Source organism: Mitsuokella multacida DSM 20544, assembly GCF_000155955.1.
In the GTDB taxonomy this organism is placed as follows: domain Bacteria; phylum Bacillota; class Negativicutes; order Selenomonadales; family Selenomonadaceae; genus Mitsuokella; species Mitsuokella multacida.
In genome coordinates this window covers 537,358-563,279 of record NZ_GG697142.2, presented here as the reverse complement: position 1 = coordinate 563,279, position 25,922 = coordinate 537,358, and the positions used below count along the sequence as shown (strand labels likewise).

Sequence of the window (25,922 nt, the reverse complement as noted above, 5' to 3'; positions counted from 1 at the left end):
ACACCACCTAGTGTCATGGATTGATTTGGACTGATTCTGGAAACGGGATGAAATCCAGTTACCTATTGACCTTTTAGAGGGTCACATTTTATTCTAACCCATCTGCTAGTCATTCGCAAGTCTAGACGTCACAGACAGAGAGCGCCGCTCCCGTTCCCCGAAGCGTTCAAGAAGCATTCAAGAAGCGATTCAGGGGCGAACAGAGCGGCGCTCAAACTAGCAATAGGATCAAAAGGGAAAGGCTTCACCGTAGTCGACATGTTCAAGATAAAGCCCGCAGGCCGGCGCGGTCGCCGAGGCCTTTGTGCGGTCGCGGCCCTCGAGAATCTCGCCGAAGCGCGCCGGCGTCAGGACACCGAGGCCGACGTTTGCGAGGGTGCCGATGATGTTGCGGACCATGTGGTAGAGAAAGCCACTGCCGTGGATGCGGCAGATGAGCTGCTGGCCAGCTGCCTCCTCGATCGTCGCCTCGTACATCGTGCGCACGGGGCTCATCGGCGCGCCGCCGCTCGCGCGGAAGGCGGAGAAGTCGTGCGTGCCGAGGATGGCTCCGAGTGCTTCGCGCATGGCGGCGACGTCGAGCGGCCGCCGGATGTACCAGGCGTAGCGCGCCGTCATCGGGTCGGGCACCTCGCCCTGCTGGATGCGGTAGACATACGTCTTGCTCTTCGCGCTGTGGCGCGCGCTGAAGTCTGTGTCAGCCTCCCCCGCCGCCCGCACGACGATGTCATCGGGCAAGAGGCTGTTGGCCGCGCGCGCGATGCGGTCCACGGGGATGCGGCCGTCCGTGAAGAAGTTGACGACCTGGCCGTAGGCGTGGACGCCGGCATCTGTGCGGCCGGCCGCCGCGAGCTCGATGGTGTCGCCGAAGATCGTCTGCAATTTCTCTTCTAATATATTCTGCACGGCGACGATCGGCGGCGTCTGGCGCTGGAAGCCGTGGTAGGCCGTGCCGTCGTAGGCGACCTTGAGGACGATGTTGCGCGCGCGCGCCTTCATCTCCGCTTTGTGTTCTCGTTTCATCTATGAAGGAAGTCCTTTCTAATGAACAAAATTGAACAAAATCTGCCAGAGTCAGCGCAAGGCCAGCACCGCGGCAATGAGCACGGCGCTGAAGCCCCAGGCGACGTAGTCGATGCTCGTGACGCGCAGGGCTTTCATCTGCGTCCGGCCCTCGCCGCCGCGGTAGCAGCGCGCCTCCATGGCCATCGCGAGGTCGTCGGCGCGGCGGAAGGCGGAGAGGAACAGCGGCACGAGCACGGGCACGAAGGCGCGCAGGCGCTTCATGATGCTGCCGTCCGTGAAGTCGGCGCCGCGCGACTGCTGCGCCTTCATGATGCGGTCCGTCTCCTGTATCAGCGTCGGCACGAAGCGCAGGGCAATCGTCATCATCATCGCGAGCTCATGCGCCGGGATGCCGATGCGCTTGCCGGGTGCGAGCAGCGCCTCCATCGCGTCGGTGAGCTTCAAAGGACTCGTCGTGAACGTCAATAGCGATGACAAGAGGATGAGCAGTACGAGCCGCAGGCAGATGTAGAAGCCCTCGACGATGCCCTCCCATGTGACGCTCAGGAACAGGATTTTGGCGAGCTCTTCGCCCGGTGTGCTGAAGACATGGATGACGAAGGTGAAGAGGATGATCCACCAGAGTGGCTTCAAGGAGCGCAGCATCATGCGCATGGGGACCTTTGAAAGGACCATCAGGGTGACGGTCAGCACCGTCACGATGGCGTACGAGATGGCACTCTTGCAGAGGAAGATCAGGACGAGGTAGAAGAAGAGCAGCACGACCTTCGTGCGCGGGTCGAGCCGGTGCAGGATGGAACTGCCTGGGAAGTACTGCCCGATCGTGATATCACTGAGCATCATTCCTGCCTCCTCTCCCCTTCATGACTCTGAGTATCTCTTTCTTGGCCTCTGCGATGGTCAGGCAATCCGTGCGCACGGCAAGGCCTTTGGCGCGCAGCTGCTGCATCAGGGCCATGGTGTGCGGCACTTTGAGGCCAGCTTCTTTGAGCATGTCACGCTGCTTAAAAGCCTCGCGCGGCGCGGCATCGCAGACGAGCTGGCCGTGGCTCATGATGAGCACGTGGTCGGCCAGCCGCGCGATGTCGTCCATATTGTGGGAGACGAGCACGATCGTGACGTGCTCCTTCTCGTGCAGGTGGCGGATGGTCGCGATGAGTTCCTCGCGACCGCGCGGGTCGAGGCCAGCGACGGGCTCGTCGAGCACAAGGTACTCTGGCTGCAGGGCGAGCACGCCCGCGATGGCGACGCGGCGCATCTGGCCGCCCGACAGCGCAAACGGCGAGCGCTTCGCATACGTCTCGTAATCGAGGTGGACGAGCCGCATGGCCTCTTTGACGCGCGCGGCCGTCTCCTCGTCGGAGAGGCCGAGGTTCTTCGGGCCGAAGGCGATGTCCTTCTCGATGGTCTCCTCGAAGAGCTGCTGCTCAGCGTACTGGAAGACCATGCCGACCTTGAGGCGCACAGCGCGCGCGGCCGCGCGCTCTTTCTTGGCCTTCGGGTTGATGTCGATACCGTCGACGAGCACGCGGCCCGCCGTCGGCTGCAGGAGGCCGTTGAACTGCTGCAAGAGCGTCGACTTGCCCGAGCCCGTATGGCCCGCGATGGCCGTCAGGGAGCCCTGCTCAATGGTGGCTGAGACATCCTTGAGCGCCTGCTGCTCGAACGGCGTGCCGGGCATATAGGTGTAGGCGACGTGTTCTAGGACAATGGACAAATCAGGCACCCTCCTCTCTTGCGGCAGATGTGAGCGCCGCGACAAGCTCTTCATCGGTCAGGATGTCCTTCGGCAAGGCGAGGCCGCTCGCGCGCAGTTCACAGCCGAGCTCCGTCGCGAGCGGCACGTCGAGGCCGAGCTTCTTGAGCTTCGCGGCCTCGCAGAAGACCTCGCGCGGCGTGCCGTCCATCGTGACATGGCCATCCGCCATGACGATAACGCGGTCGGCGAGCGCCGCCTCTTCCATGAAGTGCGTGATCAGCACGATGGTGATGCCCTGCTCCTCGTGCAGGCGCTGAACGGTCGCCATGACCTCCGCGCGGCCCTGCGGGTCGAGCATGGCCGTCGGCTCGTCGAGCACGAGGCAGCGCGTCTTCATGGCGAGCGCCCCGGCGATGGCCACGCGCTGTTTCTGGCCGCCCGACAGCAGGTGCGGCGCAAAGGTGCGGAAGCGGGTCATATTGACGGCCTCGAGCGCCTGATGCACGCTCTCGCGGATCTCATCGGGCGCCATGCCGAGGTTCTCGGGGCCAAAGGCGACGTCGTCCTCGACGACCGCTGCGATGAGCTGGTTGTCGGGGTTCTGGAAGACCATGCCGACCTGCTGGCGGATCTTCCAGAGCTCCGCCGTGTCGGCCGCCGCTGCCGTGTCGAGGCCGCCGATGCGGCAGGCCCCTGACGTCGGCAGCAGGAGTGCATTGAGGTGCTTCGCGAGCGTCGACTTACCCGAGCCATTCGCCCCGAGGATCGCGACAAACGCCCCCGCCTCGATCGCGAGGTTCACCTCATCGAGCGCACGGTGCTCCTGCTCCGTGCCCGCATGGTAGCAGTGCGAGAGATGCTCCAGCTCAATCCATGCCATACCTTCACCTTCCCTTTCCAATCAATAGCAACATTATACCGCAGATTGATGGTCAACACAAACGGCAAAACGAGTTGACCGAAAATAGTACGCTTTTAGTACGCTATACTTCTCAAGAGACGCAAAAAAAGACTGCCTGCTTGTGGCAGACAGCCTTTGTATGTCCGTAAATCCTAAGATGGATTACACGAGCTCGATGATGACCATCGGAGCAGCATCGCCGCGGCGAACGCCGAGCTTGAGGATACGCGTGTAACCGCCCTGGCGGTCAGCGTACTTGCCTGCGATCTCATCGAAAAGCTTTCTTACTACATCTTCATCAGCCAGCTCAGCGATTGCCTGGCGACGAGCGCTGAGGTCACCGCGCTTTGCGAGCGTGATGAGGTTCTCAGCGAACTTGCGGAGCTCTTTTGCCTTAGCTTCCGTCGTCTCAATGCGGCCATATCTGAAGAAGGAAGTGAGAATGCTCGTGAACAGCGCCTTGCGGGCTGCGGAGTTACGTCCTAATTTTCTGTAGCTCATTGATTTCCCTACTTTCCTGTCAGTCGTTGTTTTGTTTGAGCGTTAAACCGAGTTCCTCGAGCTTCTTCTTGACTTCTTCAAGAGATTTGCGTCCGAGGTTGCGGACCTTCATCATGTCATCTTCCGTCTTCTCAGCAAGGTCTGCGACCGTGTTGATGTTGGCGCGTTTGAGACAGTTGAAGGAACGTACGGAGAGGTCGAGGTCTTCGATCGTCATGTCGAGGACCTTAGAAGAATCGTCTTCTTCCTCCTCTGGGAAGGTTGCTTCCTCTTCCTCCTCTTCCTCCGGGAGGCCATCCATGTTCTGGAACAGCTTGAGGTGCATGACAAGGATGCCAGCGGCTTTGCTGACAGCCTCCTCCGGGCGAAGCGAACCATCGGTCCAGACTTCGAGGATCAGGCGGTCATAGTCCGTGACATTGCCTACACGCGTATCCTGTACCGTGTAGTTCACGCGCTTTACCGGGGAGAAGATGGAGTCGATCGGGATGACACCGATCGTATCATCCGGCTTCTTGTTCTTGTCCGCCGGGACATAGCCACGGCCACGCTCGACAGTCATCTCAATCTTGAGCTTGCCGTCCTCGTTGACCGTTGCAATGTGGAGGTCCGGGTTAAGGATCTCGATGTCGGCATCACAGATGATGTCGGCAGCCGTTACCTCTTTCTCACCCTCAACGTCGATGCGGATGATCCGCGGCTCGTTGCCTGCCATCTTGAGGCAGAGCTCCTTGAGGTTGAGGACGATGTTCGTGACATCGTCCCGGACGCCCGGGATCGTGGAGAACTCATGGAGCACGCCATCGATCCGGATGGAGGTAATCGCAGCACCTTCGAGAGAAGACAGCAGCATGCGGCGCAGGCTGTTGCCGAACGTCGTGCCGTAGCCGCGCTCGAGCGGCTCGCAGATGAACTTGCCGTAGCGGTTGTCTTCACTGATTTCCGCAATTTCAATTTTCGGTTTCTCGATGTCTATCATCTTGAATGAACCTCCTCAATAACACTATGCGCACAGGCACAAATATTCATTATTTGGAGTACAACTCGACGATAGCCTGCTCATTGACAGGAACATCGATCTCATCACGGTTCGGGAAACGCGTTACCGTACCCGTGAGGTTGGCCTGGTCGGCCTGGAGCCATGCCGGAGCGGACAGTGCGTTGCTGCTCTCCTTGAGCTCCTTGAAGAAGGCATTGCTCTGGCTCTTCTCAGCCACAGCGATGACGTCGCCAGCGTTGACGAGTGCGGACGGGATGTCGACGCGCTTGCCGTTGACCGTGAAGTGGCCATGGCGGACGAGCTGACGAGCCTGGCGGCGCGTGTTGGCGAGGCCAAGGCGATAGACGACGTTGTCGAGGCGGCGCTCGAGGAGACCGAGGAGGTTCTCACCCGTGACGCCCTGCATCTTCTTCGCTTTATCGTAGTATCCACGGAACTGCTTCTCGAGCACGCCGTAGATGAACTTTGCTTTCTGCTTCTCTTTCAGCTGCGTGCCGTACTCGGAGACCTTGCGGTTCGTGCGGCGGAGCTGACGCTTCGATTCTTTGGAACGACCAATAACAGCCGGCTCGAGGCCGAGGGCACGGCATCTCTTCAGGGCTGGTACTCTATCAATTGCCATCGGTTAAATGCACCTCCTATTATACTCTTCTACGCTTCGGCGGACGGCATCCGTTGTGCGGGATCGGCGTAACGTCCTTGATCATGTTGACTTCAAGGCCCGTTGCCTGCAGGGAACGGATTGCGGCTTCACGGCCGGCGCCCGGACCCTTTACGTAAACTTCGACCTGCTTGAGGCCGTGCTCCATTGCTGCCTTTGCAGCCGTCTCAGCTGCCATCTGTGCAGCGAACGGCGTGCTCTTGCGGGAGCCGCGGAAACCGAGGCCACCAGCGCTGGCCCAGGAAAGTGCATTACCGCTCTTATCGGTGAGCGTAACGATTGTGTTGTTGAACGTAGAGCTGATATGTGCTACGCCATATTCAATGTTCTTACGAACTTTTTTCTTCGTGCGAACTGCTTTCTTAACTGCCACCAGTTAACCCTCCTTTATTAGTCCTTTTTCTTGCCTGCTACAGCCTTTTTCGGGCCTTTACGCGTGCGGGCGTTGTTCTTTGTGTTCTGTCCACGGACAGGAAGACCAAGACGGTGGCGACGACCACGGTAGCAGCCGATATCAACGAGTCTCTTGATGTTCATCTGGCGCTCGCGGCGAAGGTCACCTTCGACCACGACGTTCTTATCGATGACATCACGAAGTTTTACAACTTCGTCCTCCGTGAGGTCTCGCGTACGAGTATCCGGATTGATGCCAGTCATCTTCAGGAGTTCCTGAGAAGTCTTGAGACCAATACCAAAAATGTACGTCAAAGCAATTTCAATTCTCTTGTCACGGGGTAAATCTACACCGGCAATACGTGCCATTAATAAAGCACCTCCTTATTCATTCATTAACCTTGTCTCTGTTTGTGTTTCGGATTTTCGCAGATGACCATTACACGGCCTTTGCGCTTGATGATCTTGCATTTCTCGCAAATCCGCTTTACTGACGGTTTTACCTTCATCGTTATATGCCCCCTTTTCGATATTGTCAGCCTTGTCATTTTGCTAGTATACCATGTTTCCACGGTTCTGCCTAGTGGCAGAGGCGAAAAAAGTCAAATATTTTTTCGCAATGGGCAAGATGAACAGCCTGGCTTATTTGAATCGGTAGGTTATACGGCCACGCGTTAAGTCATAAGGCGTGAGTTCGATCGTGACTTTGTCACCGGGAAGGATGCGGATGAAATTCATGCGGATCTTACCGGATACATGCGCCAGTACAACATGACCATTCTCAAGCTCGACCTGGAACATTGCGTTCGGCAGTGCCTCCAGGACTTTGCCTTCTACTTCAATAACATCTTGCTTCGACATGTCATTTCTCCCTTTATGCTTCATGGAAATTGGTTGGGCCAAAGTCATCTCATCTAAGGAGTGTGATTTTCCAATGCCATGCCCAACAACAGGTTATTCTTCTAAAAATTACATATATCATTGCAATGGGCGGCCAATGGCCGCCCTTACAATGACTTCTATCATTCGGATCTGGTGATGGCGAGCGCCTCGGTCAAGCCTTGAGTACCTCGATGAGGTCCTGCGTGACTTTCTCGATGGGCTGTCTGCCATCGACTTCCGTATAGACACCGGCTGCCTTGTAGTAGTCGATGAGCGGCTTCGTGGAAGCCTCGTATACGGAAAGGCGATTCTTCATCGTCTCTGCCGTGTCGTCCGCACGCTGGAAGAGCTCGCTGCCGCACACATCGCAGATGCCCTCTTTCTTCGGAGGGTTGAACTTCGTGTGATACGTCGCACCGCACTTCTTGCAGATGCGGCGGCCGACGGCACGCTCGATGAGGTCTTCCGCCGGGACGCTGATGTTCAGCACACGCGTGAGCGTGAGGCCGAGGTCCTTGAGGATACCCGTCAGGGCATCTGCCTGCTCGACCGTGCGCGGGAAGCCATCGAGGATGAATCCCTTCTTGCAGTCGTCTTTGGCGAGACGCTCGCGCACGATGCCGATCGTGACGGAATCCGGGACGAGCTTGCCTGCGTCCATGCACGCTTTGGCCTGCTTGCCGAGCTCCGTTCCCTCTTTGACCGCGGCGCGGAACATGTCGCCCGTGGAGATATGCGGGATGTCGAATGCTTTGACGAGCTCAGCCGCCTGCGTGCCCTTACCGGCACCCGGGGGGCCCATTAACAAGATATGCATGATGCTTCCTCCTCTTATTTCATGAACCCTTCGTAATGACGCATGACGACCATGGACTCGATCTGCTTCATCGTCTGCAGTGCGACACCGACGACGATGAGCAGGGCCGTACCGCCGAAGTAGACACCCTCGATATGCGTTGCCGCAGCAATCATATTCGGGAGGACGGCGATGAAGGCCAGGAACACGGAGCCCGCCAGCGTGATACGCGTCAGGACATGATCCAAATAATCTGCGGTCGGCTTACCGGGGCGGATGCCCGGGATGAAGCCGCCGTATTTCTTCAGATTGTCCGCCATATCCGGGATCTTTACGGTAACAGCCGTGTAGAAATACGTGAAGAAGATGATCAGCCCGACGTAGAGCGCCGTCTGCAGCGGCTTGCCCCACTCGAGGTAGCTGGCCACCGTCTTGACCCAGGGCACGTCAATGAACTGGGCCACAGTCACCGGGAACATCAGCACGGATGACGCAAAGATGATGGGAATGACGCCCGCCTGATTGACTTTCAGCGGGATGTGGCTGGAATGACCGCCGTACGCTCTCTGACCGACCACGCGCTTGGCGTAGGAGATCGGGATGCGGCGGAAGCCTGTCTCAACGTGGATGACGAAGACGACCATCGCGAGCGCGATGACGCCGAACATGAACACGCTGAAATAGCTGATCGTGCCAGCCTGTACGTAGTGGTAGATCGTCCCGAGGTTCTTCGGCAGGGCCGCAACGATGCCGGCAAAGATGATAAGCGAGATACCATTGCCGACACCCTGCGCCGTGATCTGCTCGCCGACCCACATGAGGAATACCGTGCCCGCCGTCAGCGTGATCGCGATGATCAGGATGTTGACGGGATTCGGATTCAGGATGGCTGCCTTCAGGCCGATGGACATGCCGATCGCCTGCAGGAAAGCCAACACGACTGTGAGATAGCGCGTGACCTGCGTCGTCTTCTTGTGCCCCTCCTCGCCTTCCTTCGACCACTGTTCGAGGGTCGGGATGACGACGTTGAGGAGCTGGATGATGATCGCCGCATTGATGTACGGCGTGATGCTCATCGCGAAGATGGAGAACTTACTGAACGCACCACCGGAAAAAAGGTCTAAGAGACCGAACAGATTGCCGTTTGCGAAGAGTTTCTCGATCGCAGTCGGGTCTACTCCCGGCACGGGGATGTGCGTCCCCATGCGGAAGATGGCAAACATGATCAACGTGAAGATGATCTTCTGCCGGAGTTCCGGTATCTTAAAGATGTTGCCAAGGGCTGAAAGCACCTCAGATCACCTCGACTTTGCCACCTGCTGCCGTAATCTTCTCTTCTGCGGACTTCGTGAAGCCGTTGGCGCGGACCGTCAGCTTCTTCGTGAGTTCGCCATTGCCGAGGATGCGGATACCATCCTGAACGTTCTTCAGGATGCCGGACTCTACGAGCACGACCGGATCGACCGTCGTGCCGTCTTCGAAGCGGTTGAGCGTCTCAACGTTGACTTCAGCGAACGTCTTAGCCCAGACGTTCTTGAAGCCGCGCTTCGGCAGACGACGGTAAATCGGCATCTGGCCGCCTTCAAAACCCGTGCGAACGCCGCCGCCGCTGCGGGAATTCTGGCCCTTCATGCCGCGACCAGCCGTCTTGCCATTGCCGGAGCCGAGGCCGCGGCCGACGCGGTTGCGGACCTTGCGGGAACCAGCTGCTGGCTGTAATTCATGTAACTTCATCTAGTGCACCTCCTGTCTCGTCTCAGTCTGCGATTTCTTCTACCTGGATCAGATGCTCTACTTTGTGGAGCTGGCCACGGATGGCCGGGTTATCCGGGAGCTCAACAACGGAGTTGATCTTGCGCAGTCCAAGAGCACGAACGGTCTTGCGCTGCGTTTCCGGGCGACCGATCAAGCTTCTCTTCAGCGTGACTTTAACTTTTGCCATTTTGTGAGCCTCCTATTAACCTAAGATTTCCTGGACCGTCTTGCCACGGAGCTCAGCGACAGCCTCAGCACGCTTGAGTGACTTGAGGCCTTCCATCGTTGCGCGAACCATGTTGTTCGGGTTTGCAGAACCGAGGGACTTCGTCAGGATATCGCGGATACCAGCGAGCTCGAGGACGGCACGAGCCGGGCCGCCGGCGATGACACCAGTACCTTTGGCAGCCGGCTTCATCATGACTTTGCCAGCACCGAAGATGCCGATCATCTCATGCGGGATCGTGCGGTTGTCGTAGAGAGCAACTTCGACGAGGTTCTTCTTTGCATCCTCGACGCCCTTGCGGATTGCCTCCGGAACCTCAGCAGCCTTGCCGAGGCCAACGCCTACCTTGCCTTTCTTGTTGCCGACGACAACAAGGGCACTGAACGAGAAACGGCGGCCGCCCTTGACGACTTTTGCTACTCGATTGATATATACAACTTTCTCCTCGAACTCAGGAGTCTCGTTGTCCATATTTCTAGCCATTCATTTACCTCCTTTGGACGCTTTCTTAGAATTTCAGCCCAGCTTCACGGGCTGCTTCAGCGAGTGCGGCGACACGGCCATGGTAAACATAGCCGCCACGGTCGAATACGACTTCCGTGATGCCCTTTTCGAGAGCGCGCTTAGCGATTTCCGTACCGATAGCCTTTGCAGCTTCGATGTTGCCGCCGTAGTTCTCGAAACCCTTGTCCTGGGAGCTAGCAGAGACGAGCGTTACGCCCTTCTCATCATCGATGACCTGCGCGTAGATGTTCGCGAGGCTGCGATATACGTTGAGGCGCGGACGAGCCGCCGTACCTGCGATATGGTTGCGGACGCGCAGATGACGTTTCTGGCGTGCCTTGTTCTTATCTGCTTTAAGAAGCACAGAGATTCACTCCTTTCTAGAATTTGGTCCTTATTTCTTGCCCTTGGCGCCGGCTTTACCTTCCTTGCGGCGGATGTGCTCACCAGCGTACTTGATACCCTTGCCTTTGTACGGCTCCGGCTCACGGAAGCCGCGGATCTCCGCAGCGATCTGGCCGACAACTTCCTTGTCGATGCCCTTGACCGTGATGGCATTGGCCGACGGGACGTCGAACTCGACACCCTGCGGCGGCTCAACGATGACCGGATGGGAGAAACCAAGGGAGAGGTTGAGGTTCTTGCCCTGCTTCTGGGCACGATAACCAACGCCGTTGATTTCGAGGCTCTTGGAGAAGCCTTCCGTTACGCCGACGACCATGTTGTGGATCAGCGTGCGGCTGAGACCATGGAGAGATCTGTGCGTTTTATCGTCGGAAGGACGCGTTACCGTGATAACGTTGCCTTCGACGGTTACTTTCATATCCGGATGAATGTGGCGGGAAAGTTCACCTTTCGGGCCCTTTACTTTCACCAGATTGTCCTCGCCGAGCGTAACCGTTACGCCAGCCGGGATTTCAATCGGTGCTCTACCAATTCTTGACATCTGTACACCTCCTGACTACTAATTACCAAACGTAAGCGATGACTTCGCCGCCGAGACCAGCCTTGCGGGCCTGCTTGTCGCTCATGATGCCCTGCGAGGTCGAGATGATGGCGATGCCAAGGCCGCCCAGGACGCGCGGAAGCTCGTCGTGCTTTGCGTACTGGCGAAGGCCCGGTTTCGAAATGCGTTTGATACCGGAGATGACTTTCTCACGCTGCGGACCGTACTTGAGGTCGATCGTGAGAACGCCCTGCTTGTTGTCCTCCGTGAACGTGTAGTCTTTGATGAAGCCCTCTTCCTTCAGGACCTCTGCAATAGCGGTCTTGATCTTGGAAGCCGGGATTTCCACCTTCTCGTGGAATACAGAGTTTGCATTGCGCAAACGGGTCAGCATATCTGCAATAGGATCAGTCATTACCATGTGAACCGATATCCTCCTTTCAAAATGTCAAAATTACCAGCTGGCTTTCGTTACACCAGGGATAGCGCCTTTGTAGCTCTGCTCGCGGAAGCAGATACGGCACATGTCGAACTTGCGCATATAACCATGCGGACGGCCGCAGATCTTGCAGCGGTTGTAGCCGCGCGTGGAGAACTTCGGTTCTTTGCTCCACTTCTCAATCATAGACTTCTTAGCCAAGTTTCCTTACCTCCTTATGCTTTGAACGGCATACCCATGAGTTTCAGGAGCTCTCTGGCTTCTTCATCCGTCTGTGCCGTCGTAACAATAACAATGTTCATGCCACGGATCTTATCGATCTTATCGTATTCGATTTCCGGGAAGATGAGCTGCTCTTTGAGGCCGACAGCGTAGTTGCCGCGACCGTCGAACGCCTTGTCCGAAACACCACGGAAGTCACGGACGCGCGGGAGTGCGACGTTCATGAACTTGTCGAGGAACTGGTACATGCGCGTGCCGCGCAGCGTGACCTTGCAGCCGATTGGCATGCCTTCACGCAGTTTCCAAGCGGCGAGGGACTTCTTCGCACGCGTCAGGAGCGGCTTCTGGCCCGAGATGATCGTCAGATCATTCACGGCTGCATCGAGGGCCTTCGGGTTGCCAACGGCTTCACCGACACCCATGTTGATGATGACTTTCTCGATCTTCGGAAGCTGCATCACGTTCTTGTAGCCAAACTTCTCCGTCATGGCCTTGCAGACTTCGTTCTGGTATTTTTCCTGTAATCTATCCACTTATGCTCCTCCTTTCCGGATTATTTCGTCTGGTCGATGACTTCGCCGCACTTCTTGCAAGCGCGGACCATCTTGCCATTGACTTCCTTGTGGGCAACACGCGTTGCCTTCTTGCAGGCCGGGCAGACTACCATGACCTTGCAGGCATGCATCGGGGCTTCCTTGACGAGGATGCCGCCCTGCGGAGCCTTCTGGTTCGGCTTCGTGTGACGCTTCACTTTGTTGACGCCCTCGACGACAACCTTACCCTTCTTCGGCATAGCTGCGATGACTTTGCCCTGCTTGCCTTTATCTTTGCCGGACAGCACGACGACCGTGTCGCCCTTCTTAACGTTCAGTTTTACGAGTGACAAAATAGCACCTCCTCACAATTAAAGTACTTCAGGAGCCAGGGAAACGATCTTCATGAAGTCTTTATCGCGAAGCTCTCTGGCTACCGGTCCAAAAATACGCGTGCCTTTCGGCGTCTTGTCGTCCTTGATGATGACGGCTGCATTCTCGTCGAAACGGATGTAGGAGCCATCTGCACGGCGCAGGCCCTTGACGCTGCGGACTACGACTGCCTTCACGACATCGCCCTTCTTGACCGTGCCGCCCGGAGCAGCAGACTTGACTGCAGCTACGATGATATCACCAATGTTAGCGTATTTACGGTAGGAACCGCCGAGAACACGGATGCACATGATTTCTTTCGCACCAGTGTTGTCACCAACATTCAGGATGGTTTGCTGTTGGATCATTGTTTGACCTCCTTCTTCGATAATTTGGGATTATTTCGCGCGTTCTACGACTTCAACGACTCTCCAGCGCTTCGTCTTGGACAGCGGGCGCGTTTCCATGATGGAAACCTTGTCGCCTACATGTGCGTCGTTCTTCTCGTCGTGTGCGTGGAATTTGACCGTTCTCTTGACCGGCTTCTTGTAAAGCTTGTGCTGCTCGAGTTCCTCGACTGCAACAACAACGGTCTTGTCCATCTTATCGGAGATGACTTTACCAATCTTAGTCTTACGTACGTTTCTTTCGCTCATCAGGGAGCCTCCTTCCTCTTGCATATCAGTTTCCGTGATCAAGCCTTGAGCTCGTTCTCACGCTGGATCGTCTTGATGCGGGCGATCGTCTTCTTTACTTCCTTGATACGCATCGGGTTTTCGAGCTGGCCGGTGGCGAGCTGGAAACGGAGGTTGAAAAGTTCCTCTTTGAGCGAAGCAAGCTTCTGGTTGAGTTCCTCAGCGTTCATCTCGCGAATCTCATTAACCTTCATTTACTTCACCGCCCTCTGCTTTATTGTCTTCCTTCATAACGAACTTCGTCTTGATCGGGAGCTTGTGGCCTGCGAGACGCATTGCTTCCATGGCGATCTCCTTGGAAACGCCATCCATCTCGAAGAGCACACGGCCCGGCTTCACGACGGCAACCCAGTACTCCGGCGAACCTTTACCGGAACCCATGCGCGTCTCAGCCGGCTTAGCCGTTACCGGCTTGTCCGGGAAAATCTTGATCCAGACCTGGCCACCGCGCTTGATGTAACGCGTCATGGCGATACGAGCTGCCTCGATCTGGCGGTTCGTGATCCATGCCGGCTCAAGTGCGACGAGACCGTACTGGCCATGGCTCAGCGTATTGCCGCGATGAGCCTTGCCCTTCATGCGGCCACGGAACTGTTTGCGGTATTTGACTCTCTTTGGTAATAACATTAAGCTTCGCTCCCTTCAGCTGCAGTCTTTGCCTGCTTTCTTTCCGGAAGAACTTCGCCCTTGAAGATCCAGACCTTGATGCCGATGCGGCCATAAGTCGTATGAGCTTCTGCCGTACCGTAGTCGATATCAGCACGGAGCGTATGAAGTGGGATACTTCCTTCACGATAGGATTCCTTACGTGCGATCTCTGCACCGCCAAGGCGACCGCTGCAAGCGATCTTGATACCCTTAGCGCCGAGACGCATCGTGCGGCCAACGGCCTGCTTCATCGCGCGGCGGAAGGCGATGCGGCGCTCGAGCTGCTGAGCGATGTTCTCAGCGACCAGCGTTGCATCCATATCCGGCTGCTTGATCTCTGCGATGTTGATGTCCACGCGCTTCGTCGTGTAGTTCTTCAGACCCTCTTTGATCTGCTCGATGCCCGAACCGCCACGGCCGATGACCATGCCCGGCTTTGCCGTATGGATCGTGAGCTTCAGACGGTTCTTGCTGCGCTCCGTCTCGATTCTGGACACACCGGCTGCCTGAAGGCTGTTCTTCAGATAGTCACGGATTTTGATATCTTCATGCAGGTTATCTGCAAAATCTTTGTCTGCATACCACTTAGCATCCCAAGTCTTGACGATGCCAAGACGAATACCATGCGGATTTACTTTCTGACCCAAACCGTTTCCCTCCTTGCTCAGTTCTTCTCGTCGACGACGATGGTTACATGGGACGTACGCTTCAAGATCTTGAACGCCTGTCCACGGGAACGCGGATGGATACGCTTGAGCGTCGGGCCCTGATCAGCAAACGCCGTCTTGACGTAGAGCTTATCGACGTCCATATCAAAGTTGTTCTCTGCGTTGGCAACAGCGGAACGCAGGACTTTCTCAACTACCTCGGCACCAGCCTTCGGCGTGAATTTCAGAATCGCGAACGCTTCAGCGACGTTCTTGCCACGGATCAGATCCATGACGACGCGAACTTTGCGCGGAGCGATGCGAACATATTTAGCTACTGCTTTCGATTCCACAAGGATTCTCCTTTCGCAAAATTACTTCAGAGAGGTCTTTCTCTCTTCGCCGGCATGGCCTTTGAACGTGCGCGTCGGTGCGAACTCACCGAGCTTGTGGCCAACCATGTCTTCCGTGATGTAAACCGGTACGTGCTTGCGGCCATCGTGGACAGCAATCGTGTGACCGACGAAATCCGGGAAAATCGTGGAACTTCTCGACCAGGTCTTGACAACCTTCTTATCGTTAGCCTCGTTCAGGGCCGTGATCTTCTTCATCAGGCTCTCTGCAACGTAAGGTCCTTTTTTAATAGATCTTGACAAAGTGTCTCCTCCTTTCGTCAGGCGGCACTAGGCTGCCTGTCGATTTCTATTATTTCGTGCGTCCTTTGACGATGAGCTTGTCGGATGCTTTCTTGCGACGGGTCTTGGCACCCATAGCGCATTTGCCCCATTTCGTAACAGGGTGCTTGCGGCCAACAGGGGAGCGGCCCTCGCCGCCGCCATGCGGATGGTCGTTCGGGTTCATCGCGACGCCGCGGTTCTCCGGGCGAACGCCGAGCCAACGGTTGCGGCCAGCCTTACCGAGCGTGATGTTCTCGTGCTCGAGGTTGCCGACTTCACCGATCGTAGCGCGGCAATTGATGTGCACCTTGCGGAGCTCACCAGACGGCATGCGGAGGAGTGCATAATCGCCTTCCTTAGCCATGAGCTGTGCGGACGTGCCAGCGCTGCGGACGAGCTGTGCGCCCTTGCCGATCTTGAGCTCGACATTGTGGACCGTCGTGCCGACCGGGATGTTCTTGAGCGGGAGCGCGTTGCCAACCTTGATATCAGCGTCCGGGCCGGAAACGACCTGATCGCCGACCTTGAGGCCGTTCGGTGCGAGGATGTAGCGCTTCTCGCCGTCAACGTAGTTGAGCAGAGCGATGCGGGCGCTGCGGTTCGGATCGTACTCGATCGTTGCGACGCGAGCCGGGATACCGTCCTTCGTGCGCTTGAAGTCGATCACGCGATAGAGGCGCTTATGGCCGCCGCCCTGGTGGCGGACGGTCAGGCGGCCCTGCTGGTTACGGCCGCCGTTCTTCTTCAGGCGTTCCGTCAGGGACTTCTCAGGCTTGCTTGCCGTGATCTCATCGAACGATGCGACCGTCATGAAGCGTCGGCCTGCAGAATATGGTTTAAAACTCTTTACTGCCACTTAAATGTACCTCCTTTTCTCGATTATGCCTCGAAGAACTCGATGCTTTCGCCAGCAGCGAGCTTCACGATGGCTTTTTTATAGTCAGGGCGCTTGCCAGACGTGCGGCCCATGCGTTTCGTTTTGCCAAGTACGTTGACCGTATTGACTTTCTCAACTTTGACTTTGAAGATCTCAGCGACTGCTTTGGCAATCTCGATCTTGTTGGCTGCTTTCGCAACAACGAAGACGTACTTGCCTTCAGCCATGAGCTGAGTCGTTCTCTCAGTGATCAGCGGACGGATCAGGATATCACGTGCTTCCATTATGCGAATACCTCCTCGATACGGGTGATGGCATCCTTCGTGATGAACAGCTTGTCATGATGAAGGATATCATAGACATTCAGGCCGAGAGCCTGGATGGCCTTTGCACCCGGGATGTTGCGTGCGGATTTCTCAACGTTCTCAGCTTCATCAGCCGTGATGAAGAGAGCCTTGGAATCGACGCCGAAGTCACCGAGCATCTTGACGACCTGCTTCGTCTTCGGAGCATCGAAGTCGAGGCTCTCGAGGACGATGAGATCACCGCTCTTGACCTTATCGGAAAGTGCGCACTTGAGTGCGAGGCGACGCTGCTTGCGCGGCATGCTGAACGCATACTTGCGCGGATGCGGTCCGAAGACCGTACCACCGCCAACCCACAGCGGGCTGCGCGTCGAACCAGCACGTGCACGGCCCGTGCCCTTCTGCTTCCACGGCTTGCGGCCGCCACCGCGGACAAAGCCGCGCGTCTTCGTGGCATGCGTGCCGAGGCGCTGAGCTGCGAGCTGCATCACGACGGCCTGATGCAGGAGGCCTGCATTCATCTCTACGCCGAAGATGCTGTCATTCAATTCGATATCGCCAACCTGATTGTTGGTGATGTCATAAACTGCTACTGTAGCCATAATTGTTGGTGTCCTCCTTCCAATCAGTTTTTGCCCGGCTTAACGGTGTTCTTGATCACAACGAAGCTCTTCTTCGGGCCCGGAATCGCACCCTTGATGAGGATGAGGTTACGGTCTGCATCCACACGGACGACCGTGAGGCGCTGAACCGTAACGCGCTCGCCACCCATGCGGCCCGGCAGCTTCTTGCCCTTGAGGACACGTCCGCCAGGACCGGAGATCATGGCACCCGTGGAACCCGGCTCACGATGGGATTTGGAGCCGTGGCCCATAGGACCGCGAGCGAAGTTGTGACGCTTGATACCGCCGGCAAAACCCTTGCCCTTGGAAGTACCCGTAACATCAACAAGTTCTCCAGCACTAAATATGTCAACGCCGATGGTGTCACCGACTTTGTATTCAGAAGCATCTGCAAGACGCATCTCGCGAATGAACTTTACAGGGCTGACGCCTGCCTTCTCGAAATGGCCTTTCAGGGGTTTGTTTACTTTATTTTCTTTAACTTCACCGAAGCCGAGCTGTACTGCATTATAGCCGTCGGACTCAACCGTCTTGTTCTGGATGACGACGTTGTTGCCAGACTCTACGACCGTAACCGGGACAACCTTGCCTTCTTCCGTGAAGATCTGAGTCATACCAAGTTTTCTACCTAAGATAGCTTTCGACATTCATTCCACCTCCTCGGATTAAAGTTTGATCTCGATGTCTACGCCTGCCGGCAGGTCAAGACGCATCAGAGCATCGACCGTCTTGTTGGTCGGCTGCAGGATGTCGATCAGGCGCTTATGCGTGCGCATTTCAAACTGCTCACGGCTGTCCTTGTTGACATGCGGGGAACGCAGGATCGTGTAGATGTTCTTTTCCGTCGGAAGAGGAATCGGACCGGATACCATTGCACCAGTCTTCTTTGCCGTATCGACAATCTTTACGGCACTCTGATCGAGGGCTTTATGATCATAAGCCTTCAAACGGATTCTGATTTTCTGCTGTTTAGACAATTTGTTTTTCCTCCTTATCGTCCAGGCTCTTGGCCCAAACATTTCTCCGTAACAGTTCCCTCGGGTACACCCGAGCCATCTGCCACGTCATCGCATTGGGGGGTACCATATTGATTTTAACCTTTAAATAAGAGCGACGCGAGCGCCGCTCTTATGAAAAGATTAAGTTGAAAGATTAGCCTTCGATTTCCGTTACGCGGCCAGCACCAACCGTGTGACCACCCTCGCGGATAGCGAAGCGCAGGCCCTTCTCGATAGCGATCGGGGTGATGAGCTCAACTTCCATCTCGACGTTATCGCCAGGCATAACCATCTCCGTGCCTTCCGGCAGTTTGACTACGCCAGTTACGTCCGTCGTGCGGAAGTAGAACTGCGGGCGATAGTTCGTGAAGAACGGCGTATGACGGCCGCCTTCTTCTTTCGTCAGGACATAGACCTGAGCCTTGAACTTCGTGTGCGGATGAATCGTGCCCGGCTTTGCGAGAACCTGGCCACGCTCGATCTCCTTGCGGTCGATACCACGGAGCAGAGCACCGATGTTATCGCCAGCCTCAGCGAAATCAAGCATCTTGCGGAACATCTCGATGCCCGTGACAACCGTCTGACGCGGCTCGTCCTGCAGACCAACGATCTCAACCGTATCGTTCATCTTGAGCTCACCACGCTCAACGCGGCCCGTTGCAACCGTACCACGGCCCGTGATCGTGAAGACATCCTCGACCGGCATCAGGAACGGCTTAGCGTTGTCGCGGACCGGCGTCGGGATGTACTCATCGACAGCTTCCATGAGCTTGAGGATGTTCTTCTTCTGCTCTTCGTCGCCTTCGAGGGCCTTCAGAGCGGAACCAGCGATTACAGGGATGTCATCGCCCGGGAAGTCGTAGCTGGAGAGCAGCTCGCGAACTTCCATCTCGACGAGCTCGAGGAGCTCCGGATCGTCAACCTGGTCAACCTTGTTGAGGAAGACAACGATTGCCGGAACACCGACCTGGCGAGCGAGCAGGATGTGCTCACGCGTCTGCGGCATCGGGCCATCAGCAGCGGAAACGACGAGGATAGCACCATCCATCTGAGCGGCGCCCGTGATCATGTTCTTGACATAGTCAGCGTGGCCCGGGCAGTCAACGTGTGCATAGTGACGGTTCGGCGTCTCATACTCAACGTGTGCCGTGTTGATCGTGATACCGCGCTCGCGCTCCTCCGGAGCCTTATCGATATCAGCATAGTCTTCGAAAGAAGCTTTGCAACCCGGAGTCTCGGAGAGAACCTTCGTGATTGCAGCCGTCAGCGTCGTCTTGCCATGGTCAACGTGACCGATGGTGCCGATGTTAACATGCGGTTTGGTTCTTTCAAACTTTTCTTTAGCCATTGTGATTTTTTCCTCCCTTATTCACCTTTGTTTTTTGCGACAATCTTGTCAGCAATATTTTTAGGAACTTCATCATAGTAAGCAACTTCCATGCTGTAGTTCCCTCGGCCCTGAGTCTTGGAACGCAGATCCGTCGAGTAACCGAACATCTCGGAGAGCGGAACGAAGCCCGTGATGACCTGGGAACCGTTGCGCGCTTCCATACCATCGATACGGCCGCGGCGGGAGTTCAGATCGCCGATGACATCGCCCATGTACTCTTCCGGTACAGTGACTTCGACTTTGACATACGGCTCAAGCAGAACCGGATTTGCTTTTTCAGCGCCATTGCGGAAGGCCATGGAGCCGGCAACCTTGAATGCTGCCTCAGAGGAGTCGACTTCGTGGAAGGAACCATCGAAGACCGTTGCCTTGATGTCGACCATCGGATAACCAGCGACAACGCCAGCTTCCATAGCCTGCTTGACACCATCTTCAATCGGCTTGATGAATTCTTTCGGGATAGCGCCGCCGACAACCTTGTTCTCGAATGCGAAGCCTTCGCCCGGCTCCTGCGGCTCGAGTTTGAGCCAGCAGTGACCGTACTGGCCGTGACCACCGGACTGGCGGACGAACTTGCCTTCAGCCTCGACGGACTTGCGGATCGTCTCGCGGTATGCAACCTGCGGCTCGCCGACTTTGCAGTCGACCTTGAACTCGCGGAGCATGCGGTCAACGATGATCTGCAGGTGAAGCTCACCCATGCCGGAGATGATCGTCTGGCCCGTCTCCTGGTCCGTGCGGACGCGGAAGGTCGGATCTTCTTCAGCGAGCTTCTGGAGGGCTACGCCCATCTTCTCCTGGTCGTTCTTCGTCGACGGCTCAACCGCAACGGAGATAACCGGATCCGGGAAGACCATCGACTCGAGGATGATCGGATGCTCTTCATCGCAGAGCGTATCACCCGTCGTCGTGTCTTTGAGGCCGACGGCAGCAGCGATATCACCGCTGTAGACGCGCTCGATTTCCTTACGATGGTTTGCATGCATCTGCAGGATACGGCCGATACGCTCTTTCTTGCCCTTCGTGGAGTTGTACACGTAAGAGCCGCCATCGAGGATACCGGAGTATACGCGGAAGAATGCGAGCTTGCCGACGTACGGGTCCGTCATGATCTTGAATGCGAGCGCCGAGAACGGAGCCTCGTCGCTTGCCGGGCGATGGTCTTCCTCGCCCGTCTCCGGGTTGACACCAGCGATCGGCGGGATATCCGTCGGAGCCGGCATGTAATCGACGATTGCGTCGAGGAGCGGCTGAACGCCTTTATTGCGATAGGAAGTACCGCAGGTGACCGGGCAGAGCTTGCACGCTACCGTGCCCTTGCGGATAACTGCCTTGATCTCATCTTCCGTGATCTCTTCGCCGCCGAGGTACTTCTCCATGAAGTCATCGTCGAGCTCGGAAAGAGCCTCGAGGAGGATCTCACGGTATTCCTCAGCCTGATCCTTCATGTTATCCGGGATCGCGACTTCATCTTCGACTTTGCCGAGGTCGTCTTCATAGACGATGGCTTCCATCTTGACGAGGTCGATGATGCCCTTGAAGTCGTCCTCAGCACCGATCGGCAGCTGGATGGCAACTGCGTTCGCATTGAGGCGCTCCTTCATCATCTTGATGACATTGTAGAAGTCCGCGCCGGTGATGTCCATCTTGTTGACATAGGCCATACGCGGAACATTGTAATTCTCAGCCTGACGCCAAACGGTCTCAGTCTGAGGCTCAACGCCGCCGCGAGCAGTCAGGACTGCTACAGCGCCATCGAGTACGCGCAGGGAACGCTCAACTTCTACCGTGAAGTCCACGTGACCCGGCGTATCAATGATGTTGATGCGATGATTTTTCCAATGGCAGGTCGTTGCAGCGGACGTGATCGTGATACCACGCTCCTGCTCCTGAACCATCCAGTCCATCGTTGCAGCACCATCATGTACTTCACCGATCTTGTGGTTGACACCCGTGTAGAAGAGGATACGCTCCGTGGTCGTCGTCTTACCGGCATCGATGTGAGCCATGATACCGATGTTGCGAGTCTTTTCAAGGGAATACTCTCTTGCCACTTTTGTTCTCCTTCTTTGAACTCTCCCTCTGTCACAGCAGCGGGAGAATGAGTCTTACCAACGATAGTGAGCGAAAGCCTTGTTGGCTTCTGCCATCTTGTGCGTGTCTTCCTTCTTCTTGATGGCTGCACCCGTGTTGTTGGCTGCATCCATGAGCTCACCGGAGAGGCGCTCATCCATCGTCTTCTCACCGCGGAGACGAGCATAATTGACGATCCAGCGGATGCCGAGCGTCATGCGGCGATCCGGACGGACCTCAACCGGAACCTGGTAGTTAGCACCACCGACGCGGCGTGCGCGAACCTCGAGGACCGGCATAACGTTCTTGAGAGCAGTCTCAAAAACCTCGAGAGGATCCTTGCCCGTCTTGGCGCGGATCGTCTCGAACGCATCGTAGACGACGCGCTCTGCAACGCTCTTCTTACCGGAGAGCATTACCTTATTGATGAATTTCGTAACCGTCTTGCTGTGGTACACCGGATCCGGCAGTACGTCGCGCTTCGGTACGGAACCTTTTCTTGGCATTGTTTTACCTCCTTCTTCATTAGCATATTTCCCTGCTCAAGGCAGGAACCGTTTCATTACTTCTTCTTCGCTTTTGCTTTCTTCGCACCGTACTTGGAACGACCCTGGCCGCGATCCTGCACACCGGCAGTATCGAGCGAGCCGCGGATGATGTGGTAACGAACACCTGGCAGGTCCTTGACACGACCGCCGCGAATCAGAACAACACTATGCTCCTGAAGATTATGACCAATGCCTGGGATGTATGCGGTAACCTCGATGCTGTTCGTCAAACGAACACGGGCAACCTTACGCAGAGCCGAGTTCGGCTTCTTCGGCGTAGACGTGTAAACACGCGTGCAAACACCACGTTTCTGCGGGCAATTCTTGAGTGCTGGTGCTTTGGACTTCTCCTGCATGCTCTTTCTGCTCTTACGAACTAACTGATTGATAGTAGGCATACATGCACCTCCTTCCTTCATATTGAGAATTTATTATTTATTAAAACCCTGAAGCTTAGCTCCTGAGTTTTTAACAAATAGGCTGTCTGAGGATTGCCGCGGCTGCTGCGCCGACCTCAATGCCACATGCATTGCCGAGATCTGCCATCGTCGCTGCATGCTCGACCGGAACGCCTTGTCCCTGGCAGAGCACCGCGAGCGGCTCGATGACGCGCGCATCGGCGTCATCGGCGAGGAAGACGCATGTCGCATCTCCACGCTTCACAGCTTTGGAAACCTGCTTGATACCCATCACCCGACTGGCGCTTTTCAGTGCATCCAGTGTCATTGTTTTCACTCTCCTGTATCACTAAAATCGTGCGCTTGAATCAGGCACTCCTATAATATAACACCCTCCAAAACCCTTGTCAACACTTATTTCACAAAGTTTTGTGTGCCCACGCCGTCTAGCGTGTCATTTTTATCGAACGGCAGAAAATGAACGCTTTTTGTCCATTTAAGGTGGTCATTCTGTTCAAGATGTTACAGAAACAAAAAGACCCGCACGAGGCGGGTCCTTTCTGTACACCAAAACGAGAACGGTGTCTTTTCTTTTTTATTTGCAAGCGGCGATGACCTTCTTGGCCACTTCGACGACGTGCTGCTTCGTGAAGCCGAACTTCTCGAAGAGCTGAGCGGCCGGTGCCGAAGCGCCGAAGCTCTCCATGCAGACCGTCGCACCGTCGAGGCCGACGTAACGGCCCCAGCCGAAGCTCGAGAGTGCTTCGACCGCGACACGCGCGCGGACAGCCTTCGGCAGGATGCTCTCCTTGTATTCAGCGCTCTGCTGCTCGAAGAGGTCCATGCACGGCATCGAGACGACGCGGACGTCGATGCCGCTCTTGCCGAGCTCTTCCTGTGCCTCGATGGCCAGCGATACTTCAGAGCCCGTGCCGATCAGGATACCGGCCATGTTTGCCGGGTCCTTGGCTTCCGAGACGACGTAAGCGCCCTTGAGCGCTTCCTTGCTCGAGCCCGGCAGCTGCGGCAGGTTCTGGCGTGTGAGCACGAGAGCCGTCGGCGTCTTCGCGGAAGTCACAGCGAGGTACCAGCCAGCAGCCGTCTCCGTCGCATCAGCCGGACGGAAGACGTTGATGTTCGGCAGGGCGCGCAGCATGGCCATCTGCTCGATTGGCTCATGCGTCGGGCCGTCCTCGCCGACGCCGATGCTGTCGTGCGTGAAGACGTAGGTGACCGGCAGGCCCATCAGGGCGGCGAGGCGGACCATCGGCTTCGTGTAATCGCTGAAGACGAAGAACGTCGCGACGTAAGCGCGCAGGCCGCCATGCAGCGTCAGGCCATTGGCAATCGCTGCCATCGCGAGCTCACGCACGCCGAAGTGCAGGTTGCGGCCCGCGTAATTCACCTTGCTGAAGTCGCCCTCACCTTCCATGTGCGTCTTGTTGGACGGTGCGAGGTCGGCACTGCCGCCGATGAGGTTCGGCATGAGGTCCTTGAGGAAGTTGATCTTCTTGCCGGAGAGATTGCGCGTTGCAACAGCCTTCTCTTCCTTGGCCCAGAAGCCATCGTTGTTATAGAGTGCCTCGGCATCGACAGCCGTGTGGTACTTCTCCCAGCGAGCCTTGTCCTCTGGGAACTTCTCGCAATACTCGGCGAACATCTTGTTCCAAGCGGCCTCTGCCTCTTCGCCCTTCTTGGCGAGCTCAGCATAGTGGTCATAGACATCCTGCGGGATATTGAAGGACTTGTCCGGTTCCGGCCAGCCGAGGTTCTCCTTGAGAGCCTTGACGTTCTCTTCACCGAGCGGCTCGCCGTGTGCGCTGGCCTTGCCCTGCTTTGCCGGGCAGCCATAGCCGATCAGCGTCTTGACCGTGATGAAGGACGGGTGCTCCTTGTCGGCCTTCGCCTCTTCGATGGCCTTGCCGATGACCTCGAGGTCGTTGCCATCCTCGACCGTGATCGTCTGGAAGCCGAAGGCGCGCATGCGGGCCTGGACGTCTTCCGTGAAGGCGATGTCCGTGTTGCCTTCGATGGAGATCTTGTTGGAATCGTAGAGGATGATGAGCTTCGAGAGGCCGAGCGTGCCGGCGAGCGAGAAGGCCTCAGAAGAGATGCCCTCCATCATGCAGCCGTCGCCGCCGAGCGCGAACGTGTAGTGATCGACGACCGGGTAGCCCGGGCGGTTGAACATCGAAGCGAGGTGTGCCTCAGCCATGGCCATGCCGACGGCCATGCCCATGCCAGCGCCGAGCGGGCCCGTCGTAGCTTCGACGCCGACCGTGTGGCCGTACTCCGGATGGCCCGGCGTCAGCGAGCCCATCTGGCGGAACGCTTTCATGTCGTCCATCGTCAGGCCGTAGCCGTAGAAGTGGAGCAGCGAATAAAGAAGCGTCGAGCCATGGCCGCCGGACAGGATGAAGCGGTCGCGGTTGGCCCATTTCGGGTCCTTGGCGTTGTGGTTCATGTGGTTTGCCCAGAGCTCATACGCCATCGGAGCGCTGCCGAGCGGCAGGCCCGGATGACCGGACTTTGCTTTCTGGATTGCATCTGCTGCGAGCACGCGGATTGCGTTCACGCATTTCGTGTCGATGTTACTCAAGGTATATCTCTCCTTACCACTTGATTCAGAACATTCCTGATGAATCTCTCACTGTCTCTATTCTACAAGATTTTCGACAAAAAGTACAGGGGCTGTGCAATTTTATAGGACTTGGTATCAATTCCACGATACTCTTGATCGTTCAACGGATGTCCGGGCGAAGCGCAACGGCGCGGCCCATATAGATATGGTGGATATCGCGCTGCTTCTTCTCCGTATCGGCGAGCACGAGCACGCGGATGCACTTCCCGAGGCTGCCCTCGATGGCGCACTGGCGCGCGTCGAAGAGCGGCACGAGGTCGAAACCCGGCAGCTGGCGCACGCCCGCCGTCGGGAACGCCGCCGTGAGGTCCTCCGTCATGCTGAAGATCACGGCGCCGATGTCCTCGGGATCCAGCTCATTGCGCGCGATGAGCTCCTGCATCATCGCCTTGGCCGCCTGCCAGATCGCTTCCTTCTCATTCTGCTCGACGGTGATGGCACCGCGTATCCCTCTCATGCTCATGGTAACTTAACTCCTTCTATCTATGTCCCATTGTTCCATGCGCCTGCGCATGGGTTACAGTCAAAAACTATTCTCCCCCATTT

The 25,922-nt window shown here is 56.6% G+C and carries 41 protein-coding genes; all 41 read right to left on the bottom strand.

The annotated features are described in order from the left end of the window. Window positions 1-228: 228 nt before the first annotated feature. Window positions 229-1,023, bottom strand: coding sequence for a tRNA pseudouridine(38-40) synthase TruA (gene truA / locus MITSMUL_RS09495; RefSeq protein ID WP_005842157.1), 795 nt, complete (start codon window positions 1,021-1,023; stop codon window positions 229-231). Window positions 1,024-1,074: 51 nt separating this feature from the next. After that, the gene (locus MITSMUL_RS09490) at window positions 1,075-1,866 is read right to left on the bottom strand and encodes an energy-coupling factor transporter transmembrane component T family protein (protein ID WP_040636176.1); all 792 of its coding nucleotides are present in this window, start codon (window positions 1,864-1,866) and stop codon (window positions 1,075-1,077) included. Further along, on the bottom strand, window positions 1,856-2,743 hold the full coding sequence (locus tag MITSMUL_RS09485; RefSeq protein ID WP_040636174.1) for an energy-coupling factor transporter ATPase: 888 nt from the start codon (window positions 2,741-2,743) through the stop codon (window positions 1,856-1,858). Before MITSMUL_RS09485 ends, MITSMUL_RS09490 begins: the two co-directional genes overlap by 11 nt. A gap of 1 nt (window position 2,744) precedes the next feature. Further along, window positions 2,745-3,605 (bottom strand): energy-coupling factor transporter ATPase, encoded by an 861-nt coding sequence (locus MITSMUL_RS09480; protein WP_005842153.1) that lies wholly within the window; start codon window positions 3,603-3,605, stop codon window positions 2,745-2,747. A 183-nt stretch (window positions 3,606-3,788) separates the two neighbouring features. Next, window positions 3,789-4,127: a 50S ribosomal protein L17 gene (gene rplQ, locus MITSMUL_RS09475; RefSeq protein WP_005842149.1), complete on the bottom strand. Its 339-nt coding sequence runs from the start codon at window positions 4,125-4,127 to the stop codon at window positions 3,789-3,791. 19 nt (window positions 4,128-4,146) lie between these two features. Next, the gene (locus MITSMUL_RS09470) at window positions 4,147-5,106 is read right to left on the bottom strand and encodes a DNA-directed RNA polymerase subunit alpha (RefSeq protein ID WP_005842147.1); all 960 of its coding nucleotides are present in this window, start codon (window positions 5,104-5,106) and stop codon (window positions 4,147-4,149) included. A gap of 49 nt (window positions 5,107-5,155) precedes the next feature. After that, window positions 5,156-5,749, bottom strand: a complete 594-nt coding sequence (gene rpsD / locus MITSMUL_RS09465) for a 30S ribosomal protein S4 (RefSeq protein WP_005842145.1) — start codon at window positions 5,747-5,749, stop codon at window positions 5,156-5,158. 19 nt (window positions 5,750-5,768) lie between these two features. Next, a complete protein-coding gene (gene rpsK, locus MITSMUL_RS09460; RefSeq protein WP_005842142.1) occupies window positions 5,769-6,161 on the bottom strand; it encodes a 30S ribosomal protein S11 in 393 nt (130 codons plus the stop codon). A 17-nt stretch (window positions 6,162-6,178) separates the two neighbouring features. Beyond that, on the bottom strand, window positions 6,179-6,550 hold the full coding sequence (gene rpsM, locus MITSMUL_RS09455; RefSeq protein WP_005842140.1) for a 30S ribosomal protein S13: 372 nt from the start codon (window positions 6,548-6,550) through the stop codon (window positions 6,179-6,181). A gap of 26 nt (window positions 6,551-6,576) precedes the next feature. Further along, window positions 6,577-6,690, bottom strand: a complete 114-nt coding sequence (gene rpmJ / locus MITSMUL_RS12360; protein WP_005842139.1) for a 50S ribosomal protein L36 — start codon at window positions 6,688-6,690, stop codon at window positions 6,577-6,579. Between the two features lie 133 nt (window positions 6,691-6,823). Continuing rightward, window positions 6,824-7,042: a translation initiation factor IF-1 gene (infA, locus tag MITSMUL_RS09450; protein WP_009645081.1), complete on the bottom strand. Its 219-nt coding sequence runs from the start codon at window positions 7,040-7,042 to the stop codon at window positions 6,824-6,826. A gap of 193 nt (window positions 7,043-7,235) precedes the next feature. Next, the gene (locus MITSMUL_RS09445) at window positions 7,236-7,880 is read right to left on the bottom strand and encodes an adenylate kinase (protein ID WP_005842131.1); all 645 of its coding nucleotides are present in this window, start codon (window positions 7,878-7,880) and stop codon (window positions 7,236-7,238) included. Window positions 7,881-7,894: 14 nt separating this feature from the next. Further along, entirely contained in the window at window positions 7,895-9,151 is a 1,257-nt protein-coding gene (gene secY, locus MITSMUL_RS09440) for a preprotein translocase subunit SecY (protein WP_005842130.1), read from the bottom strand. Between the two features lies 1 nt (window position 9,152). After that, window positions 9,153-9,593, bottom strand: a complete 441-nt coding sequence (gene rplO, locus MITSMUL_RS09435; protein ID WP_005842128.1) for a 50S ribosomal protein L15 — start codon at window positions 9,591-9,593, stop codon at window positions 9,153-9,155. A 22-nt stretch (window positions 9,594-9,615) separates the two neighbouring features. Continuing rightward, window positions 9,616-9,801 carry a 50S ribosomal protein L30 gene (gene rpmD / locus MITSMUL_RS09430; RefSeq protein WP_005842127.1) on the bottom strand — a complete coding sequence of 62 codons (186 nt, stop codon included), beginning with the start codon at window positions 9,799-9,801 and terminating at the stop codon, window positions 9,616-9,618. Window positions 9,802-9,816: 15 nt separating this feature from the next. Beyond that, window positions 9,817-10,323: a 30S ribosomal protein S5 gene (gene rpsE / locus MITSMUL_RS09425; protein ID WP_005842125.1), complete on the bottom strand. Its 507-nt coding sequence runs from the start codon at window positions 10,321-10,323 to the stop codon at window positions 9,817-9,819. Window positions 10,324-10,348: 25 nt separating this feature from the next. After that, window positions 10,349-10,708 (bottom strand): 50S ribosomal protein L18, encoded by a 360-nt coding sequence (gene rplR, locus MITSMUL_RS09420; protein ID WP_005842124.1) that lies wholly within the window; start codon window positions 10,706-10,708, stop codon window positions 10,349-10,351. A 30-nt stretch (window positions 10,709-10,738) separates the two neighbouring features. Beyond that, window positions 10,739-11,290 (bottom strand): 50S ribosomal protein L6, encoded by a 552-nt coding sequence (rplF, locus tag MITSMUL_RS09415; protein ID WP_040636167.1) that lies wholly within the window; start codon window positions 11,288-11,290, stop codon window positions 10,739-10,741. 22 nt (window positions 11,291-11,312) lie between these two features. Beyond that, a complete protein-coding gene (gene rpsH, locus MITSMUL_RS09410; RefSeq protein WP_005842120.1) occupies window positions 11,313-11,711 on the bottom strand; it encodes a 30S ribosomal protein S8 in 399 nt (132 codons plus the stop codon). Between the two features lie 33 nt (window positions 11,712-11,744). Continuing rightward, complete coding sequence (locus MITSMUL_RS09405; RefSeq protein ID WP_036377733.1) at window positions 11,745-11,930, bottom strand: type Z 30S ribosomal protein S14; 186 nt, start codon at window positions 11,928-11,930, stop codon at window positions 11,745-11,747. A gap of 14 nt (window positions 11,931-11,944) precedes the next feature. Further along, window positions 11,945-12,484: a 50S ribosomal protein L5 gene (gene rplE / locus MITSMUL_RS09400; protein WP_005842117.1), complete on the bottom strand. Its 540-nt coding sequence runs from the start codon at window positions 12,482-12,484 to the stop codon at window positions 11,945-11,947. A 20-nt stretch (window positions 12,485-12,504) separates the two neighbouring features. Further along, entirely contained in the window at window positions 12,505-12,837 is a 333-nt protein-coding gene (gene rplX / locus MITSMUL_RS09395) for a 50S ribosomal protein L24 (protein ID WP_005842116.1), read from the bottom strand. Between the two features lie 18 nt (window positions 12,838-12,855). Continuing rightward, window positions 12,856-13,224 carry a 50S ribosomal protein L14 gene (rplN, locus tag MITSMUL_RS09390; protein WP_005842114.1) on the bottom strand — a complete coding sequence of 123 codons (369 nt, stop codon included), beginning with the start codon at window positions 13,222-13,224 and terminating at the stop codon, window positions 12,856-12,858. A 30-nt stretch (window positions 13,225-13,254) separates the two neighbouring features. After that, window positions 13,255-13,512, bottom strand: coding sequence for a 30S ribosomal protein S17 (gene rpsQ / locus MITSMUL_RS09385; protein ID WP_036377724.1), 258 nt, complete (start codon window positions 13,510-13,512; stop codon window positions 13,255-13,257). 38 nt (window positions 13,513-13,550) lie between these two features. Beyond that, window positions 13,551-13,745 carry a 50S ribosomal protein L29 gene (gene rpmC, locus MITSMUL_RS09380; protein WP_005842110.1) on the bottom strand — a complete coding sequence of 65 codons (195 nt, stop codon included), beginning with the start codon at window positions 13,743-13,745 and terminating at the stop codon, window positions 13,551-13,553. Continuing rightward, window positions 13,735-14,178: a 50S ribosomal protein L16 gene (gene rplP / locus MITSMUL_RS09375; RefSeq protein ID WP_005842109.1), complete on the bottom strand. Its 444-nt coding sequence runs from the start codon at window positions 14,176-14,178 to the stop codon at window positions 13,735-13,737. The genes rpmC and rplP overlap by 11 nt, the downstream gene beginning before the upstream one ends. Next, the gene (gene rpsC / locus MITSMUL_RS09370; RefSeq protein WP_005842107.1) at window positions 14,178-14,846 is read right to left on the bottom strand and encodes a 30S ribosomal protein S3; all 669 of its coding nucleotides are present in this window, start codon (window positions 14,844-14,846) and stop codon (window positions 14,178-14,180) included. The genes rplP and rpsC overlap by 1 nt, the downstream gene beginning before the upstream one ends. Window positions 14,847-14,863: 17 nt before the next feature. Then, window positions 14,864-15,199, bottom strand: coding sequence for a 50S ribosomal protein L22 (gene rplV, locus MITSMUL_RS09365; RefSeq protein WP_040636162.1), 336 nt, complete (start codon window positions 15,197-15,199; stop codon window positions 14,864-14,866). A gap of 21 nt (window positions 15,200-15,220) precedes the next feature. Beyond that, window positions 15,221-15,502, bottom strand: a complete 282-nt coding sequence (rpsS, locus tag MITSMUL_RS09360; RefSeq protein ID WP_040636161.1) for a 30S ribosomal protein S19 — start codon at window positions 15,500-15,502, stop codon at window positions 15,221-15,223. A 49-nt stretch (window positions 15,503-15,551) separates the two neighbouring features. Continuing rightward, window positions 15,552-16,379 (bottom strand): 50S ribosomal protein L2, encoded by an 828-nt coding sequence (rplB, locus tag MITSMUL_RS09355; RefSeq protein WP_071599949.1) that lies wholly within the window; start codon window positions 16,377-16,379, stop codon window positions 15,552-15,554. Between the two features lie 23 nt (window positions 16,380-16,402). Beyond that, complete coding sequence (gene rplW, locus MITSMUL_RS09350; RefSeq protein ID WP_005842100.1) at window positions 16,403-16,684, bottom strand: 50S ribosomal protein L23; 282 nt, start codon at window positions 16,682-16,684, stop codon at window positions 16,403-16,405. Continuing rightward, entirely contained in the window at window positions 16,684-17,307 is a 624-nt protein-coding gene (gene rplD, locus MITSMUL_RS09345) for a 50S ribosomal protein L4 (RefSeq protein ID WP_005842098.1), read from the bottom strand. The genes rplW and rplD overlap by 1 nt, the downstream gene beginning before the upstream one ends. Window positions 17,308-17,330: 23 nt before the next feature. Further along, entirely contained in the window at window positions 17,331-17,975 is a 645-nt protein-coding gene (gene rplC / locus MITSMUL_RS09340) for a 50S ribosomal protein L3 (RefSeq protein ID WP_005842096.1), read from the bottom strand. An 18-nt stretch (window positions 17,976-17,993) separates the two neighbouring features. Continuing rightward, the gene (gene rpsJ / locus MITSMUL_RS09335; protein WP_029540488.1) at window positions 17,994-18,305 is read right to left on the bottom strand and encodes a 30S ribosomal protein S10; all 312 of its coding nucleotides are present in this window, start codon (window positions 18,303-18,305) and stop codon (window positions 17,994-17,996) included. 175 nt (window positions 18,306-18,480) lie between these two features. Beyond that, on the bottom strand, window positions 18,481-19,674 hold the full coding sequence (tuf, locus tag MITSMUL_RS09330) for an elongation factor Tu (RefSeq protein WP_005842093.1): 1,194 nt from the start codon (window positions 19,672-19,674) through the stop codon (window positions 18,481-18,483). Between the two features lie 17 nt (window positions 19,675-19,691). Then, entirely contained in the window at window positions 19,692-21,770 is a 2,079-nt protein-coding gene (gene fusA / locus MITSMUL_RS09325; RefSeq protein ID WP_040636155.1) for an elongation factor G, read from the bottom strand. A 54-nt stretch (window positions 21,771-21,824) separates the two neighbouring features. Next, a complete protein-coding gene (gene rpsG, locus MITSMUL_RS09320) occupies window positions 21,825-22,295 on the bottom strand; it encodes a 30S ribosomal protein S7 (protein WP_005842089.1) in 471 nt (156 codons plus the stop codon). Window positions 22,296-22,351: 56 nt separating this feature from the next. Beyond that, a complete protein-coding gene (gene rpsL, locus MITSMUL_RS09315) occupies window positions 22,352-22,735 on the bottom strand; it encodes a 30S ribosomal protein S12 (RefSeq protein WP_005842087.1) in 384 nt (127 codons plus the stop codon). Window positions 22,736-22,805: 70 nt separating this feature from the next. Continuing rightward, window positions 22,806-23,063 carry a ribosomal L7Ae/L30e/S12e/Gadd45 family protein gene (locus MITSMUL_RS09310; RefSeq protein ID WP_005842085.1) on the bottom strand — a complete coding sequence of 86 codons (258 nt, stop codon included), beginning with the start codon at window positions 23,061-23,063 and terminating at the stop codon, window positions 22,806-22,808. 267 nt (window positions 23,064-23,330) lie between these two features. Then, on the bottom strand, window positions 23,331-25,334 hold the full coding sequence (gene tkt, locus MITSMUL_RS09305) for a transketolase (RefSeq protein ID WP_005842083.1): 2,004 nt from the start codon (window positions 25,332-25,334) through the stop codon (window positions 23,331-23,333). A gap of 142 nt (window positions 25,335-25,476) precedes the next feature. Further along, on the bottom strand, window positions 25,477-25,833 hold the full coding sequence (aroH, locus tag MITSMUL_RS09300) for a chorismate mutase (protein WP_040636359.1): 357 nt from the start codon (window positions 25,831-25,833) through the stop codon (window positions 25,477-25,479). Between the last annotated feature and the right edge of the window lie 89 nt (window positions 25,834-25,922).

Excerpts from the sequence above, each read along its gene's own strand:
- rpsQ (WP_036377724.1), bottom strand. The coding sequence starts at position 13,512 with ATGAGCGAAAGAAACGTACGTAAGACTAAGATTGGTAAAGTCATCTCC.
- MITSMUL_RS09470 (WP_005842147.1), bottom strand. The coding sequence starts at position 5,106 with ATGATAGACATCGAGAAACCGAAAATTGAAATTGCGGAAATCAGTGAA.
- infA (WP_009645081.1), bottom strand. The coding sequence starts at position 7,042 with ATGTCGAAGCAAGATGTTATTGAAGTAGAAGGCAAAGTCCTGGAGGCA.
- rpsE (WP_005842125.1), bottom strand. The coding sequence starts at position 10,323 with ATGGCTAGAAATATGGACAACGAGACTCCTGAGTTCGAGGAGAAAGTT.
- rplQ (WP_005842149.1), bottom strand. The coding sequence starts at position 4,127 with ATGAGCTACAGAAAATTAGGACGTAACTCCGCAGCCCGCAAGGCGCTG.
- MITSMUL_RS09445 (WP_005842131.1), bottom strand. The coding sequence starts at position 7,880 with ATGCATATCTTGTTAATGGGCCCCCCGGGTGCCGGTAAGGGCACGCAG.
- rpmC (WP_005842110.1), bottom strand. The coding sequence starts at position 13,745 with ATGAAGGTTAATGAGATTCGCGAGATGAACGCTGAGGAACTCAACCAG.
- rpsL (WP_005842087.1), bottom strand. The coding sequence starts at position 22,735 with ATGCCTACTATCAATCAGTTAGTTCGTAAGAGCAGAAAGAGCATGCAG.
- truA (WP_005842157.1), bottom strand. The coding sequence starts at position 1,023 with ATGAAACGAGAACACAAAGCGGAGATGAAGGCGCGCGCGCGCAACATC.
- rpmJ (WP_005842139.1), bottom strand. The coding sequence starts at position 6,690 with ATGAAGGTAAAACCGTCAGTAAAGCGGATTTGCGAGAAATGCAAGATC.
- MITSMUL_RS09310 (WP_005842085.1), bottom strand. The coding sequence starts at position 23,063 with ATGACACTGGATGCACTGAAAAGCGCCAGTCGGGTGATGGGTATCAAG.
- rpsD (WP_005842145.1), bottom strand. The coding sequence starts at position 5,749 with ATGGCAATTGATAGAGTACCAGCCCTGAAGAGATGCCGTGCCCTCGGC.
- rplP (WP_005842109.1), bottom strand. The coding sequence starts at position 14,178 with ATGTTATTACCAAAGAGAGTCAAATACCGCAAACAGTTCCGTGGCCGC.
- rplC (WP_005842096.1), bottom strand. The coding sequence starts at position 17,975 with ATGTCGAAAGCTATCTTAGGTAGAAAACTTGGTATGACTCAGATCTTC.
- MITSMUL_RS09490 (WP_040636176.1), bottom strand. The coding sequence starts at position 1,866 with ATGCTCAGTGATATCACGATCGGGCAGTACTTCCCAGGCAGTTCCATC.
- aroH (WP_040636359.1), bottom strand. The coding sequence starts at position 25,833 with ATGAGAGGGATACGCGGTGCCATCACCGTCGAGCAGAATGAGAAGGAA.
- rpmD (WP_005842127.1), bottom strand. The coding sequence starts at position 9,801 with ATGGCAAAAGTTAAAGTCACGCTGAAGAGAAGCTTGATCGGTCGCCCG.
- rplD (WP_005842098.1), bottom strand. The coding sequence starts at position 17,307 with ATGGCTACAGTAGCAGTTTATGACATCACCAACAATCAGGTTGGCGAT.
- rpsG (WP_005842089.1), bottom strand. The coding sequence starts at position 22,295 with ATGCCAAGAAAAGGTTCCGTACCGAAGCGCGACGTACTGCCGGATCCG.
- rpsM (WP_005842140.1), bottom strand. The coding sequence starts at position 6,550 with ATGGCACGTATTGCCGGTGTAGATTTACCCCGTGACAAGAGAATTGAA.
- rpsH (WP_005842120.1), bottom strand. The coding sequence starts at position 11,711 with ATGGTAATGACTGATCCTATTGCAGATATGCTGACCCGTTTGCGCAAT.
- rplW (WP_005842100.1), bottom strand. The coding sequence starts at position 16,684 with ATGGAAGCACGTGATATCCTGATCCGTCCGCTGATCACTGAGAGAACG.
- rplN (WP_005842114.1), bottom strand. The coding sequence starts at position 13,224 with ATGATCCAACAGCAAACCATCCTGAATGTTGGTGACAACACTGGTGCG.
- MITSMUL_RS09480 (WP_005842153.1), bottom strand. The coding sequence starts at position 3,605 with ATGGCATGGATTGAGCTGGAGCATCTCTCGCACTGCTACCATGCGGGC.
- rplF (WP_040636167.1), bottom strand. The coding sequence starts at position 11,290 with ATGTCAAGAATTGGTAGAGCACCGATTGAAATCCCGGCTGGCGTAACG.
- tuf (WP_005842093.1), bottom strand. The coding sequence starts at position 19,674 with ATGGCTAAAGAAAAGTTTGAAAGAACCAAACCGCATGTTAACATCGGC.
- rplO (WP_005842128.1), bottom strand. The coding sequence starts at position 9,593 with ATGAAGTTACATGAATTACAGCCAGCAGCTGGTTCCCGCAAGGTCCGC.